The following is an 18568-nucleotide window of genomic DNA, read 5'->3' as shown; positions in this document are numbered from 1 at the left end:
CTTGTCGTCGATTTCAGCACCGAAAAGGAAGACTGCGCTGCAAACACCCCTGGACACCCACTATCGCGTCGAAACCCCGGAAGGTATCGACCTGCCCCTGCGTCCGGCCGGCCTGCCCGTGCGGGCAGTGGCGTTCGCCATCGACCTGGGCGTGCGCGGCGTGCTGCTCGGCGTGCTGCTGAGCAGCCTGATGCTGCTGGGCAAGCTGGGCCTGGGTCTCGGCTCGATCGTGCTGTTCCTGGTCAGTTGGTGGTACATGGTGCTGTTCGAAGTGCTGAACCAAGGCCGCTCGCCGGGCAAGCAGATGATGGGCCTGCGGGTCGTGCATGATGACGGCACGCCGATCGGCTGGGCCGCTTCCTTGACCCGTAACCTGCTGCGTTTTGTCGACATGCTGCCGTTCGGTTATTTCCTCGGCGCAGTCAGTTGCCTGCAACACCCGACTTTCAAGCGCCTCGGCGACCTGGCCGGCGGCACGCTGGTGGTCTATCGCGAACAGCCGTTGCCGCGTCCCAGCCTGCCCCAGGCGACACCCCGTAGCGCGCCCTTCATCCTGCATCTGGCGGAACAACGCGCCGTGCTGAGTTTCGCCGAACGCCAGGGCGACCTCAGCGCCGAACGCACCCGCGAACTCGCGGCGCTGCTGGCCACGCCCCTGGGCGTGCCGGCCTCCCGGGCCGCGGCTGAATTGAACGGCATTGCCCACGGACTGCTGGGCCCGCTATGAAACAGAGCCTCTTTGAAAGCCGCCATCAGCCCGAGTGGCAACGTTTTGCCCAATGGCTCGAGCAGATGGAGCGCGGCAAGGCGAAAGCCACCGACTTGCGCGAATTCCCAGCCCATTACCGCCGCCTGTGCCAACAACTGGCCCTGACCCAGGAACGCGGCTACAGCAGCCATCTGGTCGATGCCCTGCAACAGCTGGCCTTGCGTGGGCACCAGCAGCTCTATCGGCATCGCAGCCACCTCGGCGCCTCGGTGCTGGGGTTCGTCTTCGCCGGTTTCCCCCGCCTGGTGCGCGAACAATGGCCGTTCGTCCTGGTCGCCGGCGTGCTGTTCTTCGCCAGCCTGGGGCTGACCGGCCTGCTGATCTATCTGTTTCCGGACCTGGTCTACAGCATCGTCAGCCCGCAGCAGGTCGCCGATATGCAAGCCATGTACGACCCCGCCGCCAGTCGCCTGGGGCGCACCGTCGCGCGAGCCTCCAGTGAAAACTGGGTGATGTTCGGCTACTACATCATGAACAACATCGGCATTGCCTTTCAGACCTTCGCCGGTGGCCTGCTGTTTGGCCTCGGCAGCCTGTTCTTCCTGCTGTTCAACGGCCTGACCATCGGCGCGGTGGCCGGTCACCTGACCCAGATCGGCTACGGGCAGACCTTCTGGTCCTTTGTCATCGGCCACGGCGCCTTCGAACTCACCGCCATCGTCCTGTCCGGGGCCGCCGGCCTGCAACTGGGCTGGGCTCTGGTGGCGCCGGGACGCCTGTCCCGTGGCGAGGCCCTGCGCCTGAACGCGCAGAAAAGTATCCAGATGGTCGGCGGGGTGATCCTGTTCTTGCTGATCGCCGCCTTTATCGAAGCCTACTGGTCGTCCATGAGCCATCTCGCGCCACGGCTCAAATACACGGTGGGCGCGGGGCTCTGGCTGCTGGTGGGCGCCTATCTGCTGTTGGCCGGACGGAGCCAGCATGCGCCTGACTGACGCCAGCGTTGCCATTCGCCCCCGCAGCACCTGGGAAGCCATGGACCTCGGCGTGCTGCTGGCCCAGCAACATCGCGGCTTGTTGATGGGTTCCTGGGCACTGGTCACCTTGCCGGTCTTCGCCCTCCTGAGCCTGCTGCTCTGGGAACATCCCTCCATCGCCCTGTTGCTGTTCTGGTGGCTGAAACCGGCATTCGAGCGCTTGCCGCTGTACATCCTGTCCACGGCCCTGTTCGGCGATACACCCACCCTGAAACAGACAATCAAGGCCTGGCCGCGCCTGCTCAAGCCACAACTGCTGGCGAGCCTGACCTGGCGGCGCCTGAGCCTGAGCCGCAGCTTCACCTTGCCGGTGCAACAACTCGAAGGCCTCGACGGCCAGGCCCGCCAGCAGCGCCTGCGAGTACTCCTGCCCCAGAGCCTGAGCGCGGCGCGCTGGCTGACACTGATCGGCGCGCATCTGGAATATGTCCTGTGGATCGGCCTGATGGCGGTGTTCTATCTATTGTTGCCCCGGCAGATCGATATCGACTGGCACTGGCAGAAACTGCTGTTCGCCGCCCAGCACCAGTGGCTCTGGCTGGAACACCTGAGCAACGCCTTCTACGCGCTGATCCTGATCCTCTGGGAGCCGATTTATATCGCCTGCGGCTTCAGCCTCTACCTCAACCGCAGGACCGTGCTGGAAGCCTGGGATATCGAACTGATTTTCCGCCAGTTGCGCCAGCGCCTGCTGCCGGTGGTCGCCGCACTGCTGCTCGGCGTCGGCCTGTTGTCGATGCCCTTCGCGTCACCGGTCATGGCCGCCGAACCACCGGCACCAGACACACCAAGGCTGCTCAAGCAACCGCTGACCAGCCAGGCCTCCCAGGACGCGATCAAGGCACAGTTGCAGGCACCGCCGTTCAAGAACCCGGAAACCGTCACCCGCTGGCGACTGGGCGAAGCGTCCGCCAAGACTGGCGACAAAGCCTCTTCCGGCTGGCTGAAGGCCCTGCTGGAGCGTTTTGACAGCCGTATCGTCGGCACACTCGCCCAAAGCCTGGAGATTCTGCTCTGGGCGGCGCTGTTCGGCTTGCTGGCCTGGTTGGCCTGGCGCTATCGGAATGGCTTGCAAACCTTTGTCGGCCGGCGCCCGAAGCCACGGGCCAAAGCCGTCCCGAGCGCCACGCCGCAACTGTTCGGCCTGGCGCTGGACATCGACAGCTTGCCCGGTGATATCGCCGCCAGCGCCGAGGCCCTCTGGCCCCAGCAGCCGCGCGAAGCCATGAGCCTGCTCTACCGTGGCCTGCTCAGCCGCCTGCTGCATGACTACCAACTGCCCTTGAAAAGCGCCGATACCGAAGGCCAGGTCCTCGAACGGCTCGGTCAGTTACCGGAACCCGCTCTGCTGGCCTTCAGCCAGGAACTGACCCGCCACTGGCAGAACCTCGCCTACGGCCATCGCCTGCCAACAGCCCACCAGCAACAGGCGCTGTGCGAAAACTGGCGACAGTTGTTCGGTCCGGGAGCCGTCCGATGAACCGGCGCCTGTCCTGGCTGATCGGCCTGGCACTGCTGGTGGTACTCGCAGGCGTCGGCCTCTACCTCTATCACAAGGCCACACCCTACACAGAGGTCATCGATCACGGCCCTTCGCCCGAAGCCCGCGCCAACCCTTACCTGGCCGCCGAGCAGTTTCTGCGCCAGCGTGGCCTGAAAGTCACCCATGCCAACAGCCTGGATATCCTGCCCGGCCTCGACCCGCGCGGGCAGAACCTGATGCTGCTGGGCGAGCGCTCGAACATGACCCCGCGCCAGGCCGACCAGTTGCTCAACTGGGCCCGGGCCGGCGGACGGCTGCTGTTCGTCGCCGAGGCCCTGTGGAATCCCAAGACCGGCAGCAGTGGCGACCTGCTGCTCGACCGCGTGCAGTTGCACCAGTTGCTGAGCAAGGACCTCAAGGGCGACGGCCCGGAACCGGAAGACGAGCGTTACCCGCTGTTGACCCGCATGTACCTGGAAGACGAAGACGCTCCGGCCTACTTCAGTTTCGACACCGCGTTCCACTTGTCCGACCCGAAGAACCTGGCGCAATCCTGGGCCAACAGCGCCACCTCCACCCACTTGATGCAACTGGAGTACGGCGCCGGTACGGTCACCGTGCTGACCGACGCCGACCTCTGGACCAACCACGCCATCGGCCGTTACGACAACGCCTGGCTGCTCTGGTACCTGGCCCAGGACAGCGACGTGACCCTGCTGTTCAATACCGACCACGACAACCTGCTCACCCTGTTGTGGCGCTACTTCCCCCAGGCCCTGGTCGCCCTCGCCACCCTCCTCGGCCTGTGGTTGTGGCATGTCGGCCTGCGCCAGGGACCGCTGCAGGCCCCGGCGTCCCGGGCGCGCCGACAATTGCAGGAACACCTGCGGGCCAGCGCCGACTTCCTGCTCCGTCGCAGCGGCCATGAAGCCCTGCTACAGGCCTTGCAACAGGACATCCTGCGCCGGGCCCGCAAGCGTCACCCCGGTTTCGAACGACTCGGCGTTGCCGAACAATGGCAGGTGCTCGCGCGCCTGACCCGCCAACCCACCAGCGCCATCAGCCAGGCCTTGCGCCCGCGACCCAGGCAACGCCTTTCCAGCGTCGACTTCAGTCGCCAGGTCGCCCACCTGCAAACCCTCAGGAATGCCCTATGAGCGAACAACAAGCCGAACCGACCAGCCCGGTTGACGCCGAGGCCCATGCCCAACAGCAGCGCCATCGCGCCAGCCAATTGGCCCAGGCGGTGCGCCACGAACTGCAAAAGGTGCTGATCGGCCAGGACAGGGTGATCGACGACGTGCTCACCGCACTGATCGCCGGCGGCCATGTGCTGCTCGAAGGCGTCCCCGGGCTGGGCAAGACCCTGCTGGTGCGGGCCCTGGCGCGCTGCTTCGGCGGCGACTTCGCCCGTATCCAGTTCACCCCCGACCTGATGCCCAGCGATGTCACCGGCCATGCGGTCTACGACCTGCAGACCGAACAGTTCAAGCTGCGCAAGGGCCCGCTGTTTACCAACCTGCTGCTGGCGGACGAAATCAACCGTGCCCCGGCGAAAACCCAGGCGGCGCTGCTCGAAGCCATGCAGGAACGCCAGGTCACTCTCGAAGGTCGCGCCCTGCCCATCGCCCAGCCGTTCATGGTGCTCGCCACCCAGAACCCGATCGAACAGGAAGGCACCTATCCGCTGCCCGAGGCCGAACTGGACCGTTTCATGCTCAAGCTGCGCATGGACTACCCCGATGCCCAGCAGGAGCTGGAGATGGTCCGCCAAGTGACCCGCTCGACCAAGGCCGACATGCTCGAAGTACAACCCCTGCGCACTCTGTTGCAGGCCAAGGATGTATTGGCCTTGCAGCGGATCGCCAGCGAGTTGCCGCTGGACGAGCAGGTCCTCGACTACGCCGTGCGCCTGGCCCGGGCCACCCGCAGCTGGCCGGGCCTGACCCTCGGTGCCGGACCGCGGGCCTCCATTGCCCTGGTTCGCGGCGCCCGGGCCCGAGCCTTGCTGCGCGGCGGTGAATTCGTGATCCCGGACGATATCAAGGGCTGCGCCCTGGCCGTACTGCGGCATCGGGTGCGAATCGCCCCCGAGCTGGATATCGAAGGGCTGTCGGTCGACCAGGTGCTCAAGCAACTGCTTGACCAGGTCCCGGCACCGCGCCAGTGAGGCCCGCGCGTCCATGAGACCTTCACGGCTGCTGTTGATCTGGCTGGGCGTCCTGCTGGCGCTGGGCATTGGCCTGGGCACCCTCGGGGCCCTGGGCGTCGAGCTGCCCGAGCGCCTTGGCTCGATTGGCTGGGGCTTGCTGCTGGCCTTGCTGCTGTTGAGCCTGCTGGATGGGGCTCGACTCAGGCGCTTGCCCTCGCCGCACGTGAAACGCAAGCTGCCCGGCAGCCTGGCATTGGGACGCTGGGGCGAAGTGCACCTCGAACTCAGTCACGACCACCCCACGCCCCTGCGAGTGCAGCTCTTCGATCACGTTCCCGATGGACTGGCGTTCGCCAACCTGCCCCAAGCCATCACCTTGCAACCGGGCGAAGGCAGCGAGCTGAGCTATCGCGTGCGGCCCTTGAGCCGTGGCCATTTTCGCTACGCGCGTTGCGAAGTCAGCCTGCCCAGCCCGCTGGGCCTGTGGTCCGAGCGACGCTACCTGGCGCTGGCCGATGCGACCCGTGTCTACCCGGATTTCGCCCGCCTTTATGGCGCCCAGTTATTGGCCGTCGACAACTGGCTCAGCCAACTCGGCGTACGCCAACGCCAGCGTCGCGGCCTGGGCCTGGAATTCAACCAGTTGCGCGAATTTCGCGAAGGCGACAGCCTGCGTCAGATCGACTGGAAAGCCACTGCCCGGCAACGCACGCCGATTGCCCGGGAATACCAGGATGAGCGCGACCAGCAGATCGTCTTCCTGCTCGATTGCGGGCGGCGGATGCGCAGCCAGGACGGTGAGCTCGCGCACTTCGACCATGCCCTCAACGCCTGCCTGTTGCTCAGCTATGTGGCCTTGCGCCAGGGCGACGCGGTGGGCCTGTGCACCTTTGCCGGCGAGCAGCCGCGCTTTCTCGCCCCGGTCAAGGGCCAGGGTCAGCTCAATGTGTTGCTCAACAGTGTCTACGACCTGAACAGCACCCAGCGCCCGGCGGACTACCAGGCCGCCGCCAGCCAACTGCTGGCCCGACAGAAACGCCGGGCCCTGGTGGTACTGGTGACCAATCTGCGCGATGACGACGATGAGGCACTGCTGACCGCCGTCAAACGTCTTGGCCGCCAACATCGGGTGCTGGTGGCCAGCCTGAGGGAAGAAGTGCTCGACCAATTGCGCCAGGCGCCGGTACAGACCCTGCCTGAAGCCCTGGCCTACTGCGGCACCTTAGATTACCTGAATGCCCGGGCCACTCTTCATGAACGACTGGCCGCCCACGGCGTACCGGTACTCGACGCCCGCCCGAGCGAACTCGGGGCCGATCTGGTCAGCCGCTATCTGAGTTGGAAAAGAGCCGGAACCCTTTAGGACCCCAGCCCTGAAGTCCCGCGCTAAGCGGAAGCCTCCAACGGATGGAAGCTGAAGTAGTGCTGCAACGCCGCCACCAGTTGCAGATACTCAGGGGATGACTCACCCAGCGTAAACCCCGAGTCGTAATAACCGGGAGTGGTCTCCTCATGGCACCACAGACAGCGGCCGGTCAGATCAATCATTTGCTGGGTGCCATCGCTGAGTGGCAGCTTCAGTTGCAGCTCGAACTCGGCGTCGACCAGCAAGGGTAACTGACTGATCAACATCAGCCCCTCTTCGCAGACATTGCCCAGGTAGCCAATGGGCTTGCCGGTATAACGATTGAACACTTGCAGAAAATAAGGCAGTTGATGCCGCTCGATTCGACGGTCAGTAGGCATGGCAATGATCGCTGTATAGGCCATTCAGCATGGCTGCGCTAATGCTTCGGAGCAGACGAACGGTCCTGCTCTCCCTTGGCCTCGGCGCGATAACGGCAAATCGCCTTGTCGCAAACATCTACCGAGCCATGGTTTTCAATTCAAAAGAATTGATAAAACTGAAACCATACACTCAAAGACTAGCGCAAAGCTGGCAGAGAGCCAGCTGATATTTCAACCATCATGACAAAGCGGCGAACTACAAAGCGGCGGGACTCGGCTGAGCCGGCATTGCCCCCTCAGCGTGTCCCAGCTGGCGCAAGGTTTCCAGGCGCGCCCGAGCGCGGTATGCATACTCGCTGTAAGGGTATTGGGTGAGGATGAACTGATAGGTCTGTATCGCGTCGACGAACAGTTTCTGGCGCTCCAGGCACTGGCCGCGCAGCATCGACACTTCCGGCTGGATGTACTGCCGGGTACGGCTCTCACGGTCAACCTTGGACAACTGCAGCATGACGTCTTCACAGTTGCCGCGATCATAGGACCGATAGGCATTGTTCAGATGGCTGTCCATCGACCAGCGGGTGCAACCGACCACACTGGCTGCCAGGGCTAAAACGAGCAAAATTCGCATGGGGGGTCTCCTGTTCTTGCTAGTGTATCGACCCGCTGGCGAAAATCTCCAGAGTGTTCGCCAAACAACCTATTCGAAAAAAATCATTCGCTGAAAAGTAGTGCAAATGAACAATGACTACAGCAGAGGAGCATAGTAGCCTTTCGCTGCGCTTGAACTCAGGAGTCTCTGCATGTCCGTTCGTCGTACTAAAATCGTCGCCACACTGGGCCCGGCCAGCAACTCGCCGGAAGTTCTCGAACAGCTGATCCTCGCTGGCCTGGACGTTGCCCGTCTGAACTTCTCCCACGGTACTCCCGACGAGCACAAGGCTCGTGCCAAGCTGGTGCGCGACCTCGCGGCCAAGCACGGGCGCTTCGTCGCGCTGCTGGGTGACCTGCAGGGCCCGAAGATCCGTATCGCCAAGTTCGCCAACAAACGTATCGAACTCAAGGTCGGTGATCACTTCACCTTCTCCACCGGCCATCCGCTGACCGAGGGCAACCAGCAGGTCGTCGGTATCGACTACCCGGACCTGGTCAAGGATTGCGGCGTCGGCGACGAACTGCTGCTCGACGACGGCCGCGTGGTCATGCGCGTTGAAACCGCGACCGACACCGAGCTGCACTGCGTGGTGTTGATCGGTGGCCCGCTGTCGGACCACAAAGGTATCAACCGTCGCGGTGGCGGCCTGACCGCCCCGGCCCTGACCGAAAAAGACAAGGCCGACATCAAGCTCGCCGCAGAAATGGAAGTGGACTACCTCGCGGTATCCTTCCCACGCGACGCCGCCGACATGGAATACGCCCGTAAGCTGCGCGACGAGGCCGGCGGTACCGCCTGGCTGGTGGCGAAGATCGAACGTGCCGAAGCCGTGGCCGACGACGAAACCCTCGACGGCCTGATCATGGCCAGCGACGCGGTGATGGTTGCCCGTGGTGACCTCGGTGTGGAAATCGGCGACGCCGAACTGGTGGGCATCCAGAAGAAAATCATTCTGCATGCGCGTCGCCACAACAAGGCGGTGATCGTTGCGACCCAGATGATGGAGTCGATGATCCTCAACCCGATGCCAACCCGCGCCGAAGTGTCCGACGTAGCCAACGCCGTACTGGACTACACCGACGCCGTGATGCTCTCGGCCGAAAGTGCCGCCGGTGCCTACCCGCTGGAAGCGGTGCAGGCCATGGCGCGTATCTGCGTCGGCGCTGAAAAGCACCCGACCAGCAAGACCTCCAGCCACCGTATCGGCAAGGTCTTCGAAAGCTGCGACCAGAGCATCGCGCTGGCGGCCATGTACACCGCCAACCACTTCCCGGGCGTCAAGGCGATCATTGCCCTGACCGAAAGCGGCTACACGCCGTTGATCATGTCGCGGATCCGTTCCTCGGTACCGATCTACGCGTTTTCCCCGCACCGTGAAACCCAGGCCCGCGCGGCCATGTTCCGTGGCGTCTACACCGTACCGTTCGACCCGGCCTCGCTGCCGCCCGAGCAAGTCAGCCAGGCTGCCGTGGACGAGTTGCTCAAGCGCGGCGTGGTCGAGCAAGGCGACTGGGTCATCCTGACCAAGGGCGACAGCTACCACACCATCGGCGGCACCAACGGCATGAAGATCCTGCACGTGGGCGACCCACTGGTTTGATCCTCGCAACCCAGCCGTAAAAAAGCCCCGCCTCTCGCAAGAGGACGGGGCTTTTTCATGCCTGGGAGAAAAACCGCCGCGGAGGCCGTGTAGGCTTTTTCTTTTTTCACTGTAGTGTCGGCACATAGATCAGCTGACAGGCTAGCCTTGTCACTTGACCGCCGGATGCACACCAAAGCCTCGGCAAGGAGAAGCGCTATGAAAGACCGAAACTGTCCTCCCATCACCCGCCCCCCCTTCAGCCGGATGATGGACATCCAGATGATCGCCACAACACTGGGGGGCGCCAGCCTGGCCGGCATGCTCTTCCCCAACATGGGAGGTGCACTGCTGGCAGGCTTGCTGCTGGGCGCCCTGGCCGGATTATGGGTCACAACACCCACCTGACACTACCGACCCAAGGAAGGGTGCCATGACACTGGAACAGACCTCTTATTCGATTATCGCCGGCCTGATTCTTATCGCCCTCTATCTGGGACGATCCCTGTATTACCGAAAACCCGCGGAACTGATCCACGCGGTGATTATCATCACCGCCTGCCAGGGAGTCGTGGCGGCCATCGCGCTGGGTTCACTGACCTATTTTTCCAGCGCCCACGAACTGGGGATTTTGCGAGAACAGAAGGACAGTATCCTGGTCGGCGCACTGGCGCTGACGTGGGTGTCGGTGATCTCTGCCTATTCGAGTCTCATGCAACCCGGGCATCGAGCAAAGTCGTCCGGGAAACCTTGACGCTCAACGCCGGGTCATGAAACCCGAAAGCGCCGTAATCGCCTCGGGCGAGCGCAGCCGCTGGATAAACAACACAGCTTCAGCCTCGACCACCTGGCGCAGTTGCTCGCGATCCGGGTCCTTCATCAATTGCTTGCTGACCTGCACCGCCGCCGAGGCCAGTTGATCGAAGCGCAGCGCCACTTCCCGCGCCTTGGCCAGCGCCAACTCGCCACTGGGCAAGGCCTCGGTGGCCAGGCCCCAGGTCGCCGCCTGCTCGCCGCTGAAGCCCTCGCCCAGCAGCAGCAACTGCGCCGCCCGGGCATGACCGAGCAGACGCGGCAGCAACAGGCTGGAGCCGAATTCAGGGCATAACCCCAGATTGACGAACGGCATGCGCAGACGGGCATCGGCGCTGACATACACCAGGTCGCAATGCAGCAGCAACGTCGTACCGATCCCCACGGCCGGGCCCGCAACAGCCGCAATCACCGGCTTGCGGCAATCGAGCAGACTACGCATGAAGGCAAAAACCGGGCTGTCGAGAGCACTCGGCGGCTCTTCGAGAAAGTCGGCGATATCGTTGCCGCTGGTGAAACACTCACTGCTGCCGCAGATCAACACTGCATTGATCTCGGGATCAGAATCCGCCTCCCGCAGCGCCTCGCCCAACTGGCTGTACATGGCGCGGGTCAGGGCGTTTTTCTTGTCAGCACGGTTCAGGCGCAAGGTCAGCAGGCTGCCTTGGCGCTCCAGCACAATCGCGTCAGTCATTGGAACTCTCTTGTTGTGGGGACCCGGCGCTCAGGCGTGCGGCGCGAACACATCGGCCAACAGTTGATTGCGCGGCAGCCCGGACAGGTACAGACGTTTGGCAAACGCCTCGACACTCGCCGGGGCACCACAGAGTAGAGCTTGGGTTTGCCGGGAGACAAGACGCAGTTTGGCCAGAAAGTCCGGCAGTTCGGCCCCCGTCACATAGTCGACGCTCAGGTTGGGAACCTGCACGGCCAGTTCATTCAGCGCCGAAGCCAGATAATGCTCGGCACCTTCGTGAGCCAGGTGAACCAGACGGATCGGCCCCTCATGGCCTTGGCGCAGCGCCTCGCGCAACACTCCCCATAACGGCGCCAGCCCTGTACCAGCCGCCAGCAACCAGAGCGGCCGGGTATGCCAGTCCGGGTCGTAATGCAAGGCTCCGCCACGCAATTCGCCCAGGCGAATCGGCGCGCCGAGTTGAAGCTGTCGCGCCGCATCGCTGAAGGCGCCGGGCTGCCGGCAATCAAGATGAAACTCCAGGTAGCGGTCCTCTTCAGGCAAGCTGGCCAGGGAATAAGGCCGGGCGACGCCCTGTTCCGTCCACAGCACCAGATGCTGGCCAGCGCTGTAGCGCAAGGGCCGCTCGGGCAGCAGGCGCAGACGCAGGACCGTCGGGCTCAGCCATTCCAGCTCAGCCACCGTTGCCGACAAACCGTCACGACGCGGGTCGAAGACCTCGACCTGGAGGTCTTCGCGCACCTGGCACTGACAGGCCAGCCGCCAGCCGCGCTCGCGCTGGGCGAAAGCCAGGGCCTCCGGCCGGTTGTCCTGCGGCTCGCCGTATACGCAACGTACCAGGCAAGCATGGCAACTGCCCGCCCGGCAGCTGTAGGGCACCGCCACGCCTGCCTGGTTCAAGGCATCGAGCAGGTTGCTGCCGGCCGCCACCGACCAGCCCCGTTCGCCCACCCGCAGCTCAGGCATCGGTGTATTCCCAGGCCGCGCAGCAACGATTACGGCCGTCACGTTTGGCGCGGTAGAGCGCCTGGTCGGCGCGCTGCAAGGCATCGTCGAGGTCGTCTTCCACTCCCACCAGCGTCATGCCGACCGACAGGCTCAGGTTACTCACCGCCATCCCCATCAGTTCCACCTGGGTAAAGGCCAGACGCAAGCGCTCGCAACAGGAGGTCAGGCGCTCGGGATCGGCATTGGGCAACAGCAACACGAATTCTTCTCCACCGTAGCGCGCCAGCACATCGCCGTCGCGCACACAGGCCATGGCCACCGCGGCGAACGCCTGCAAGACCTGGTCGCCGGCGGCATGCCCGTGCATATCGTTGATCCGCTTGAAATGATCGAGGTCGATCAAGGCCAGGCCATGGACCACATCCGCGTCCATCAGCTCCAGTTCACGGGAAGCCAGGCGCAGGAAATGCCGTCTATTGTACAGCCCGGTCAGTTCATCGGTCGCCACCAGGTCTTCCAACTGGCGCATCATCCCGCGCAGGGTGTCCTGGTGGGCCTGCAAGGCAAAGCGGCGCTGGCGCATACGCTGACGGGAGGCTTGCACATAGCTGGCGTAGAGACACAACCACAGCAACACGACGAACAGCACGCACACCTGCAGCAACGCCAGACCCGGGTCCGGCAACTGGAAGTGGTAACCCTCCCAGAGATTAAGCGCGGCAAACGAGAAGAACACCAGCGCCGCACAGCGCACGAACTTGCGTTGCGGCAGATGAAACATGCCGAACAGCAGCACCAACGGATAAAACACCAGGAAGGCGCCGCGGGCCTGTTCGAGGTTGGCCATCAGGTAGGTCTGCCAACCCAGGCCTATGAGCACCTGCAGCTCGGTCAGGCTGGGATCGCGAAAATGCCGGTTGCGGCCACTGATAAACAGCCAGCCGAGTACGCCCTGGCTGAGAATCACCAGGCCGCTGCCTATCAGGCCCGTGGTTACGCTGGCCTCATAGTTATCGGTGAAAATCGCTACCCACAACAGCGACAACAGCAGTAGATAGGTGCCGGCAGCCAGGGCAAAGCGTTTGCGTAACAGAGTCTGTATGGCTTTATGGGTCAATCTTTGACTCACTTTGCGCTGAGGGCTCAAGGGGTTTCCTTCCCGTACAGGCCACTTGCCACTCTAGTGATCTGGATCAAAAATAACTATTCAATTTTTTGCCACTCGTACACTTTAATCTGGACGAGAGGACAAGATAAGGACGCAAGAAAAGTGCCGACGCTCCTGCGACCTTGGTTTGACCACTGACGGATGTGCCGGGCTCAAGGGCGGGTTATACTGCCGCGCCTTATTTTGTGCCGGTCATGCGTGCCCGGCCCGCCTCAAAAGATGTTTTCGACAGACCAGATGCAAACCGGTCGCAAACACCTTATTTCCATGTTCCCGTCTTTATAGAGGAGCGCGACCCATGACCGTGATCAAGCAAGACGACCTGATACAGAGCGTTGCCGACGCCCTGCAGTTCATTTCCTACTACCACCCCGTGGATTTCATCCAGGCCATGCACGAGGCCTACCTGCGGGAAGAGTCGCCGGCGGCCCGCGACTCCATGGCCCAGATCCTGATCAACTCGCGCATGTGCGCCACCGGCCACCGGCCGATCTGCCAGGACACCGGGATTGTCACCGTGTTCGTGCGCGTGGGCATGGATGTGCGCTGGGACGGTGCCACCATGGGCCTGGACGACATGATCAACGAAGGCGTGCGTCGCGCCTACAACCTGCCGGAAAACGTCCTGCGCGCTTCGATCCTGGCCGACCCGGCCGGCGCGCGCAAGAACACCAAGGACAACACCCCGGCGGTCATCCATTACTCCATCGTTCCGGGTAACACCGTGGAAGTGGACGTCGCGGCCAAGGGCGGCGGCTCCGAGAACAAGTCGAAAATGGCCATGCTCAACCCGTCCGACTCGATCGTCGACTGGGTGCTGAAGACGGTGCCGACCATGGGTGCCGGCTGGTGCCCACCGGGCATGCTCGGCATCGGCATCGGCGGCACCGCCGAGAAAGCCGCGGTCATGGCCAAGGAAGTGTTGATGGAGTCCATCGACATCCACGAGCTGAAGAAGCGTGGCCCGTCCAACCGCATCGAAGAAATGCGCCTGGAGCTGTTCGAGAAGGTCAACCAACTGGGTATCGGTGCCCAGGGCCTGGGTGGTTTGACCACCGTGCTCGACGTGAAAATCATGGATTACCCGACGCACGCGGCGTCCCTGCCGGTGTGCATGATCCCCAACTGCGCCGCCACCCGCCACGCGCACTTCGTGCTCGACGGCTCCGGCCCGGCCTCGCTGGAAGCGCCACCGTTGGACGCCTACCCGGAAATCGTCTGGGAAGCCGGTCCGTCGGCCCGTCGCGTCAACCTCGACACCCTGACCCCGGAAGACGTGCAGAGCTGGAAGCCGGGCGAAACCGTCCTGCTCAACGGCAAGATGCTCACCGGCCGCGACGCCGCGCACAAGCGCATGGTGGAAATGCTCAACAAGGGTGAAACCTTGCCGGTGGACCTCAAGGGTCGCTTTATCTACTACGTCGGCCCGGTTGATCCGGTGCGTGAAGAAGTGGTCGGGCCGGCCGGTCCGACCACGGCAACGCGCATGGACAAATTCACCCGGCAGATCCTCGACCAGACCGGCTTGCTGGGCATGATCGGCAAATCCGAGCGCGGCCCGACCGCCATCGAAGCGATCAAGGACTACAAGGCCGTGTACTTGATGGCCGTGGGTGGCGCTGCCTACCTGGTCGCCCAGGCGATCAAGAAATCCAAGGTCGTGGCCTTTGCCGAACTGGGCATGGAAGCGATCTACGAGTTCGAGGTCAAGGACATGCCGGTGACGGTCGCGGTCGATTCCAAGGGCGAGTCGGTGCATATCACCGGTCCGGCCATCTGGCAGAAGAAGATCCACGACAGCCTGGCGGTGGAAGTGCAGTAAGCGCTTTTGTTGCAGGAATAGAAGCGGCCCGGTTGATCCGGGCCGCTTTTTTATTGCCTGCGATCTTGGGGAACACGCGGTACCTGTAGGAGCTGGCCTGCCGGCGATGAGGCCCTTGAGCCTTGCGGTGCTTGATCGTCCGCCATCGCCAGCAAGCCGGCTCCCACAAAGTTTGTGCGCCACCGCAAAAGATCGCCGTACCCAGAAGCCTGAGCTGGCTTGCCAGCGATGGCGATGCCAGGCTCACCGCCGCACCTCTTCGTAATCGGCATCCTCCAGCCATATAGCATCCCATAATGGGTAGTCCCGTATCCGCTTTACCAAACCAGCGCGCAGCGGGTTGGCAATAATGTAGCGGGCAACGGCCAGCAAATCTTCCTCGCGGCGAATGGCACGGTCGTGAAAGCCTTTTTGCCAAAGCCGTCCCGAACGTCCCAGTCGGGCATTGATCTCTCGTGCGCTCCTCGACTTGGTCGCGAGCATCAACTCCGACAAGGTGCTGCTTTTCAGCTCGATCAACCAGTGAAAGTGATCCGGCATAACGACCCAGGTCAGGGAGTCGGCCAAGCCTTCGGCTTGTGCCTGACGAAATTGCTGCACCAGCAACCTGCCCGTTTGCCAGTCGGCGAGAACCGGTCTGCGGTCCTCGATAACAGCGGTCAGAAGGTAGATTTGCCCGGACTGCGAATAGCGTCCAGTGCGCAGTTGGCTGGAGTGAGGTGGCGTGGGCAATCCATTGCCCTCCCGTAATTGTGGGTGTTCACAGGAAAGTTAGTACGCGACAAGAAAAAATGAAAAATGGCTCTGGTTCTGAATGTGTCTGTACCTCCGCCATCGCAGGCAAGCCAGCTCCTACATGGACCGAGGCAACCACGATACTTCGCGGCCATGCGCAGCCTTTGTGGGAGCCGGCTTGCTGGCGATGGCGGACGATCAAGCACCGCAAAACTCAAGGACCTCATCGCCGGCAAGCCTGCTCCTACATGGACCGAGGCAACCATAATACTTCGCGCCATGCACAACCTTTGTGGGAGCCGGCTTGCTGGCGATGGCGGACGATCAAGCACCACAAAACTCAAGGACCTCATCGCTGGCAAGCCAGCTCCTACATGGACCGAGGCAACCATGATACTGCGGCCATGCGCAACCTTTGTGGGAGCCGGCTTGCTGGCGATGGCGGACGATCAAGCACCACAAAACTCAAGGACCTCATCGCCGGCAAGCCTGCTCCTACAGCGCTTCTTCGACGCCGTTCGGATTATCCGGTTTACAAGCATTTCGGGGGACCATCGGATCATCGCTGATCGGCAGGTTGTAGTGGGCGAAAACCCGGTCGACAACCGCGTTGAGTTTCAAGTCTGCGCAAACAGGTGGGTTGAGTGTAACTTTGAACATGACGTCCTCCGGAGTAGTGGAATCGTCATCCATCGCGGCTAAACGAAGTGGGTGGAGACTGTACGCGGGTTAGCAGACCGGGACTCCAGGAACCCAGCGCGCCCACAGTCACCACCGCCCGCATGCACTCGCGCAACCTCCACCACTCAGCCAAGCCTCAACCTCGCGAAGACAGTTGATTGATCGCCTTGGGATCGAGAATCGGCTGCGGCCCACCATTTCGGGCCACCGCCAACATCGCCCGGCCAATGGTTTCGGTGGTCTGGATGGTGTCCGGCCACAACCGCCGCAACACACTCATCAACGGCCCGGCCAGCGTGTAGACCGCCTGGTAGAGCGCAGTCTTGGAGCGCACGCCATGCAACGGCTGGATCGCACCGGGACGCATCAGGTAAACCGCCTTGAACGGCAAGCGTTGCAAGGCGTTTTCGGTACGGCCCTTGACCCGCGCCCACATGCTGCGGCCCTTTTCACTGCTGTCGGTGCCCGCCCCCGTGACATAGACAAAGGTCATGTTCGGATTGAGCCGCGACAAGGTCTCGGCCGCGGCCAGCGTCAGGTCGTAGGTCACCCGGGTGTACTGCGCCTCGTCCAGGCCCACCACCGAGATACCCAGGCAGAAGAAGCAGGCATCAAAGCCCTGCAACTCGGCCTCGATACCCTGGTAGTTGAACAGGTCGGCGTGCACCACCTGGCTGAGCTTCGGATCGGTCTGGGTCACCGGCGTACGGCCAATGACCCGGACCTGCTGCACATCGCCCGCCAGCAGGCATTCACGTAATACACCCTGGCCGACCATGCCGGTGGCACCGAACAACAAGACGTTCATGGACGACCTCTCAATGGGTTGGAAATGCTGGCAGCTCGACAGGAGCACTGTAGTCGGCGGCGCGACTGACCTCCAGCCAACGCTCGCCCGCCTCGGCACGGGCGGTCTCGGCCTGCTCGCAGTACTGCAAGGCATCGTTGCCGATCAACAGGTGCAGCGGCAGTTGCTCGTGATAGGCCAGCTTCAGCAGGATCTGCGCAATCCGATCCGGATCGCTCGGCTCATTGCCGGCGTAGGTACCGAGCAATTCCTGGATCGCACCGACGCTAGGCAGGTAGTCGTCGATGATCGTGGGTGTGCCCTGGCCTGCACGCACCGCCCAGTTGGTACGCATGCCACCCGGCTCCACGGCACAGATCCTGATCCCCAACGGCGCCACTTCCTGCGCGACCACTTCGGTAAAACCACCCACCGCCCACTTCGCCGCCTGATAGGCGCTGAGCCCGGGCATGCCCAGACGCCCACCCACGGAGGAGATCTGCAGGATGTGCCCGCTGCGTTGCGCGCGCATCACCGGCAATGCGGCGCGGGTCACGTTGACCACGCCAAAGAAATTGGTCTCGACCTCGGCGCGGAACGCCTCTGCCTCCGTCTGCTCGAAAGGGGCGAGATGACCGTAACCGGCATTGTTGACCAGTACGTCGAGCCGACCAAAGGTATCGACCGCCACCTTCACCGCCGCTTCAGCCGCCGCTGCATCCGTGACATCCAGAGCCACCACCCGCACCTGATCGCCATAACGCGCCACCAGATCATCCAGCCGCCGTGGCTCCCGCGCCGTCGCCACCAGGCGTTCCCCCGCCGCCAGTACCGCCTCGGCGACATTGCGACCCAAACCGCTGGCACTGCCGGTAATCAACCAGACCTTAGACATGCTTGTACTCCTTACGACTATTGAGATTAATGTTGAGTGAGCACTCACTCATTTTCAACGCAAAGCTTCAATACAAGAAACAGCCTCGCCTACTCCTTGGCGGTAGCACTCCAGAACGCCTGGAAACCGGCTTCGGCATAACGCTCGGCCTGGTCGGGTTCGCGGCGGATAAAGTCGATGGTGGTATCGGCCAGGGCGCCCATGATCGCCGAGACAAACGCCGCCGGCTGGTCGCGGAACAGGCCGCTGGCAATGCTTTCCTGCATCATCTCGTTGACCTCGCAGAAGTCCTGCATCCCCAGCAACTTGCTCTGTTCGGTAACCTGCGCGGACATTCCGAGCAAAGCCACCACCTTGCGTTTCTGCGGTTCGGCGACGCCCCAGTCGACATAACTCTGCCAGGCGTGCCGGGCGCGCTTCTTCACCGTTTCCGTGCGCGGGTAACCGGGCATCATCACATCGCGCAACTCGGCCTTGATATGCAGGTAGAGTTCGTTGAGCAACACGTCCTTGGAACTGAAGTAGTTGAACAAGGTGCCCTCGGCGACCCCGGCGAGCCGGGCGATCTTCAGCGTCGGACAACCCAGGCCCTGCTCGGCGAACACCTCGATGGCGGCACTGAGGATGGCGTTGCGTTTGTCTTCACTTTTGGGACGGGCCATGGGGAGCAGCGTTCAAC

General features: G+C 62.9%; 20 protein-coding genes. 10 read left to right on the top strand and 10 right to left on the bottom strand.

Annotation, left to right across the window (positions count from 1 at the left end):
- Position 1: 1 nt before the first annotated feature.
- From HX830_RS09735 to HX830_RS09710, 6 genes are read left to right on the top strand one after another with little or no spacing between them, the layout of a single operon-like run.
- Entirely contained in the window at positions 2 to 727 is a 726-nt protein-coding gene (locus tag HX830_RS09735) for an RDD family protein (RefSeq protein WP_152738132.1), read from the top strand.
- Positions 724 to 1704 (top strand): stage II sporulation protein M, encoded by a 981-nt coding sequence (locus tag HX830_RS09730; protein WP_152738129.1) that lies wholly within the window; start codon positions 724 to 726, stop codon positions 1702 to 1704. The genes HX830_RS09735 and HX830_RS09730 overlap by 4 nt, the downstream gene beginning before the upstream one ends.
- A complete protein-coding gene (locus tag HX830_RS09725; protein ID WP_152738127.1) occupies positions 1691 to 3226 on the top strand; it encodes a DUF4129 domain-containing protein in 1536 nt (511 codons plus the stop codon). The genes HX830_RS09730 and HX830_RS09725 overlap by 14 nt, the downstream gene beginning before the upstream one ends.
- Complete coding sequence (locus HX830_RS09720; protein ID WP_152738125.1) at positions 3223 to 4386, top strand: DUF4350 domain-containing protein; 1164 nt, start codon at positions 3223 to 3225, stop codon at positions 4384 to 4386. Before HX830_RS09725 ends, HX830_RS09720 begins: the two co-directional genes overlap by 4 nt.
- The gene (locus HX830_RS09715; protein ID WP_152738123.1) at positions 4383 to 5399 is read left to right on the top strand and encodes an AAA family ATPase; all 1017 of its coding nucleotides are present in this window, start codon (positions 4383 to 4385) and stop codon (positions 5397 to 5399) included. The genes HX830_RS09720 and HX830_RS09715 overlap by 4 nt, the downstream gene beginning before the upstream one ends.
- A 13-nt stretch (positions 5400 to 5412) precedes the next feature.
- A complete protein-coding gene (locus tag HX830_RS09710) occupies positions 5413 to 6744 on the top strand; it encodes a DUF58 domain-containing protein (RefSeq protein WP_177099945.1) in 1332 nt (443 codons plus the stop codon).
- Positions 6745 to 6767: 23 nt separating this feature from the next.
- On the opposite strand, the gene HX830_RS09705 is transcribed toward HX830_RS09710, so the two are convergent.
- Together HX830_RS09705 and HX830_RS09700 are read right to left on the bottom strand one after the other, a co-directional pair.
- Positions 6768 to 7127 (bottom strand): PilZ domain-containing protein, encoded by a 360-nt coding sequence (locus HX830_RS09705; protein ID WP_103496684.1) that lies wholly within the window; start codon positions 7125 to 7127, stop codon positions 6768 to 6770.
- A gap of 238 nt (positions 7128 to 7365) precedes the next feature.
- On the bottom strand, positions 7366 to 7740 hold the full coding sequence (locus HX830_RS09700) for a tetratricopeptide repeat protein (RefSeq protein ID WP_103496655.1): 375 nt from the start codon (positions 7738 to 7740) through the stop codon (positions 7366 to 7368).
- A gap of 172 nt (positions 7741 to 7912) precedes the next feature.
- Between HX830_RS09700 and pyk the strand changes: the two genes are divergently transcribed.
- The 3 genes from pyk to HX830_RS09685 all read left to right on the top strand — a co-directional run bounded on the left by pyk (position 7913) and on the right by HX830_RS09685 (position 10097).
- Positions 7913 to 9364: a pyruvate kinase gene (gene pyk / locus HX830_RS09695; protein ID WP_152738119.1), complete on the top strand. Its 1452-nt coding sequence runs from the start codon at positions 7913 to 7915 to the stop codon at positions 9362 to 9364.
- 198 nt (positions 9365 to 9562) lie between these two features.
- The gene (locus HX830_RS09690; RefSeq protein WP_152738117.1) at positions 9563 to 9751 is read left to right on the top strand and encodes a hypothetical protein; all 189 of its coding nucleotides are present in this window, start codon (positions 9563 to 9565) and stop codon (positions 9749 to 9751) included.
- A gap of 25 nt (positions 9752 to 9776) precedes the next feature.
- Positions 9777 to 10097 (top strand): hypothetical protein, encoded by a 321-nt coding sequence (locus HX830_RS09685; protein WP_152738115.1) that lies wholly within the window; start codon positions 9777 to 9779, stop codon positions 10095 to 10097.
- Positions 10098 to 10100: 3 nt separating this feature from the next.
- Here HX830_RS09685 and HX830_RS09680 read toward each other — a convergent pair whose 3' ends face one another.
- The 3 genes from HX830_RS09680 to HX830_RS09670 are packed head-to-tail and all read right to left on the bottom strand — an operon-like array spanning position 10101 to position 12918.
- Positions 10101 to 10850 carry an enoyl-CoA hydratase gene (locus HX830_RS09680; RefSeq protein ID WP_103496651.1) on the bottom strand — a complete coding sequence of 250 codons (750 nt, stop codon included), beginning with the start codon at positions 10848 to 10850 and terminating at the stop codon, positions 10101 to 10103.
- Positions 10851 to 10880: 30 nt separating this feature from the next.
- Entirely contained in the window at positions 10881 to 11819 is a 939-nt protein-coding gene (locus HX830_RS09675) for an iron-sulfur-binding ferredoxin reductase (protein WP_152738113.1), read from the bottom strand.
- On the bottom strand, positions 11812 to 12918 hold the full coding sequence (locus HX830_RS09670; RefSeq protein ID WP_152738110.1) for a GGDEF domain-containing protein: 1107 nt from the start codon (positions 12916 to 12918) through the stop codon (positions 11812 to 11814). The genes HX830_RS09675 and HX830_RS09670 overlap by 8 nt, the downstream gene beginning before the upstream one ends.
- A gap of 349 nt (positions 12919 to 13267) precedes the next feature.
- Here HX830_RS09670 and HX830_RS09665 point away from each other — a divergent pair, with 349 nt between their 5' ends.
- Entirely contained in the window at positions 13268 to 14791 is a 1524-nt protein-coding gene (locus HX830_RS09665) for a fumarate hydratase (protein ID WP_100938784.1), read from the top strand.
- Between the two features lie 243 nt (positions 14792 to 15034).
- Here the strand turns inward: HX830_RS09665 and HX830_RS09660 are convergent, their stop codons facing one another.
- The 5 genes from HX830_RS09660 to HX830_RS09640 all read right to left on the bottom strand — a co-directional run bounded on the left by HX830_RS09660 (position 15035) and on the right by HX830_RS09640 (position 18551).
- Positions 15035 to 15523 (bottom strand): REP-associated tyrosine transposase, encoded by a 489-nt coding sequence (locus HX830_RS09660; RefSeq protein WP_177099943.1) that lies wholly within the window; start codon positions 15521 to 15523, stop codon positions 15035 to 15037.
- Positions 15524 to 16021: 498 nt separating this feature from the next.
- The gene (locus HX830_RS09655) at positions 16022 to 16186 is read right to left on the bottom strand and encodes a hypothetical protein (protein ID WP_177099941.1); all 165 of its coding nucleotides are present in this window, start codon (positions 16184 to 16186) and stop codon (positions 16022 to 16024) included.
- Between the two features lie 157 nt (positions 16187 to 16343).
- Positions 16344 to 17015, bottom strand: coding sequence for an NAD(P)H-binding protein (locus HX830_RS09650; protein ID WP_103496645.1), 672 nt, complete (start codon positions 17013 to 17015; stop codon positions 16344 to 16346).
- 10 nt (positions 17016 to 17025) lie between these two features.
- A complete protein-coding gene (locus HX830_RS09645) occupies positions 17026 to 17889 on the bottom strand; it encodes an oxidoreductase (RefSeq protein ID WP_152738098.1) in 864 nt (287 codons plus the stop codon).
- An 89-nt stretch (positions 17890 to 17978) separates the two neighbouring features.
- Positions 17979 to 18551: a TetR/AcrR family transcriptional regulator gene (locus HX830_RS09640; protein ID WP_103496643.1), complete on the bottom strand. Its 573-nt coding sequence runs from the start codon at positions 18549 to 18551 to the stop codon at positions 17979 to 17981.
- Positions 18552 to 18568 lie beyond the last annotated feature (17 nt).

Origin of the sequence: Pseudomonas gingeri (genome assembly GCF_013385425.1) — a bacterium.
Lineage (GTDB): Bacteria > Pseudomonadota > Gammaproteobacteria > Pseudomonadales > Pseudomonadaceae > Aquipseudomonas > Aquipseudomonas gingeri_D.
Note: the sequence above shows the minus strand (reverse complement) of the source record. Positions and strands in the feature narration are given on the sequence as shown.

Bases quoted from the DNA above. Each gene is read 5' to 3' on its own strand.
- HX830_RS09730 (WP_152738129.1), top strand. From the start codon at position 724: ATGAAACAGAGCCTCTTTGAAAGCCGCCATCAGCCCGAGTGGCAACGT.
- HX830_RS09725 (WP_152738127.1), top strand. From the start codon at position 1,691: ATGCGCCTGACTGACGCCAGCGTTGCCATTCGCCCCCGCAGCACCTGG.
- HX830_RS09720 (WP_152738125.1), top strand. From the start codon at position 3,223: ATGAACCGGCGCCTGTCCTGGCTGATCGGCCTGGCACTGCTGGTGGTA.
- HX830_RS09715 (WP_152738123.1), top strand. From the start codon at position 4,383: ATGAGCGAACAACAAGCCGAACCGACCAGCCCGGTTGACGCCGAGGCC.
- HX830_RS09710 (WP_177099945.1), top strand. From the start codon at position 5,413: ATGAGACCTTCACGGCTGCTGTTGATCTGGCTGGGCGTCCTGCTGGCG.
- HX830_RS09705 (WP_103496684.1), bottom strand. From the start codon at position 7,127: ATGCCTACTGACCGTCGAATCGAGCGGCATCAACTGCCTTATTTTCTG.
- HX830_RS09700 (WP_103496655.1), bottom strand. From the start codon at position 7,740: ATGCGAATTTTGCTCGTTTTAGCCCTGGCAGCCAGTGTGGTCGGTTGC.
- pyk (WP_152738119.1), top strand. From the start codon at position 7,913: ATGTCCGTTCGTCGTACTAAAATCGTCGCCACACTGGGCCCGGCCAGC.
- HX830_RS09690 (WP_152738117.1), top strand. From the start codon at position 9,563: ATGAAAGACCGAAACTGTCCTCCCATCACCCGCCCCCCCTTCAGCCGG.
- HX830_RS09685 (WP_152738115.1), top strand. From the start codon at position 9,777: ATGACACTGGAACAGACCTCTTATTCGATTATCGCCGGCCTGATTCTT.
- HX830_RS09680 (WP_103496651.1), bottom strand. From the start codon at position 10,850: ATGACTGACGCGATTGTGCTGGAGCGCCAAGGCAGCCTGCTGACCTTG.
- HX830_RS09675 (WP_152738113.1), bottom strand. From the start codon at position 11,819: ATGCCTGAGCTGCGGGTGGGCGAACGGGGCTGGTCGGTGGCGGCCGGC.
- HX830_RS09665 (WP_100938784.1), top strand. From the start codon at position 13,268: ATGACCGTGATCAAGCAAGACGACCTGATACAGAGCGTTGCCGACGCC.
- HX830_RS09655 (WP_177099941.1), bottom strand. From the start codon at position 16,186: ATGTTCAAAGTTACACTCAACCCACCTGTTTGCGCAGACTTGAAACTC.
- HX830_RS09650 (WP_103496645.1), bottom strand. From the start codon at position 17,015: ATGAACGTCTTGTTGTTCGGTGCCACCGGCATGGTCGGCCAGGGTGTA.
- HX830_RS09645 (WP_152738098.1), bottom strand. From the start codon at position 17,889: ATGTCTAAGGTCTGGTTGATTACCGGCAGTGCCAGCGGTTTGGGTCGC.
- HX830_RS09640 (WP_103496643.1), bottom strand. From the start codon at position 18,551: ATGGCCCGTCCCAAAAGTGAAGACAAACGCAACGCCATCCTCAGTGCC.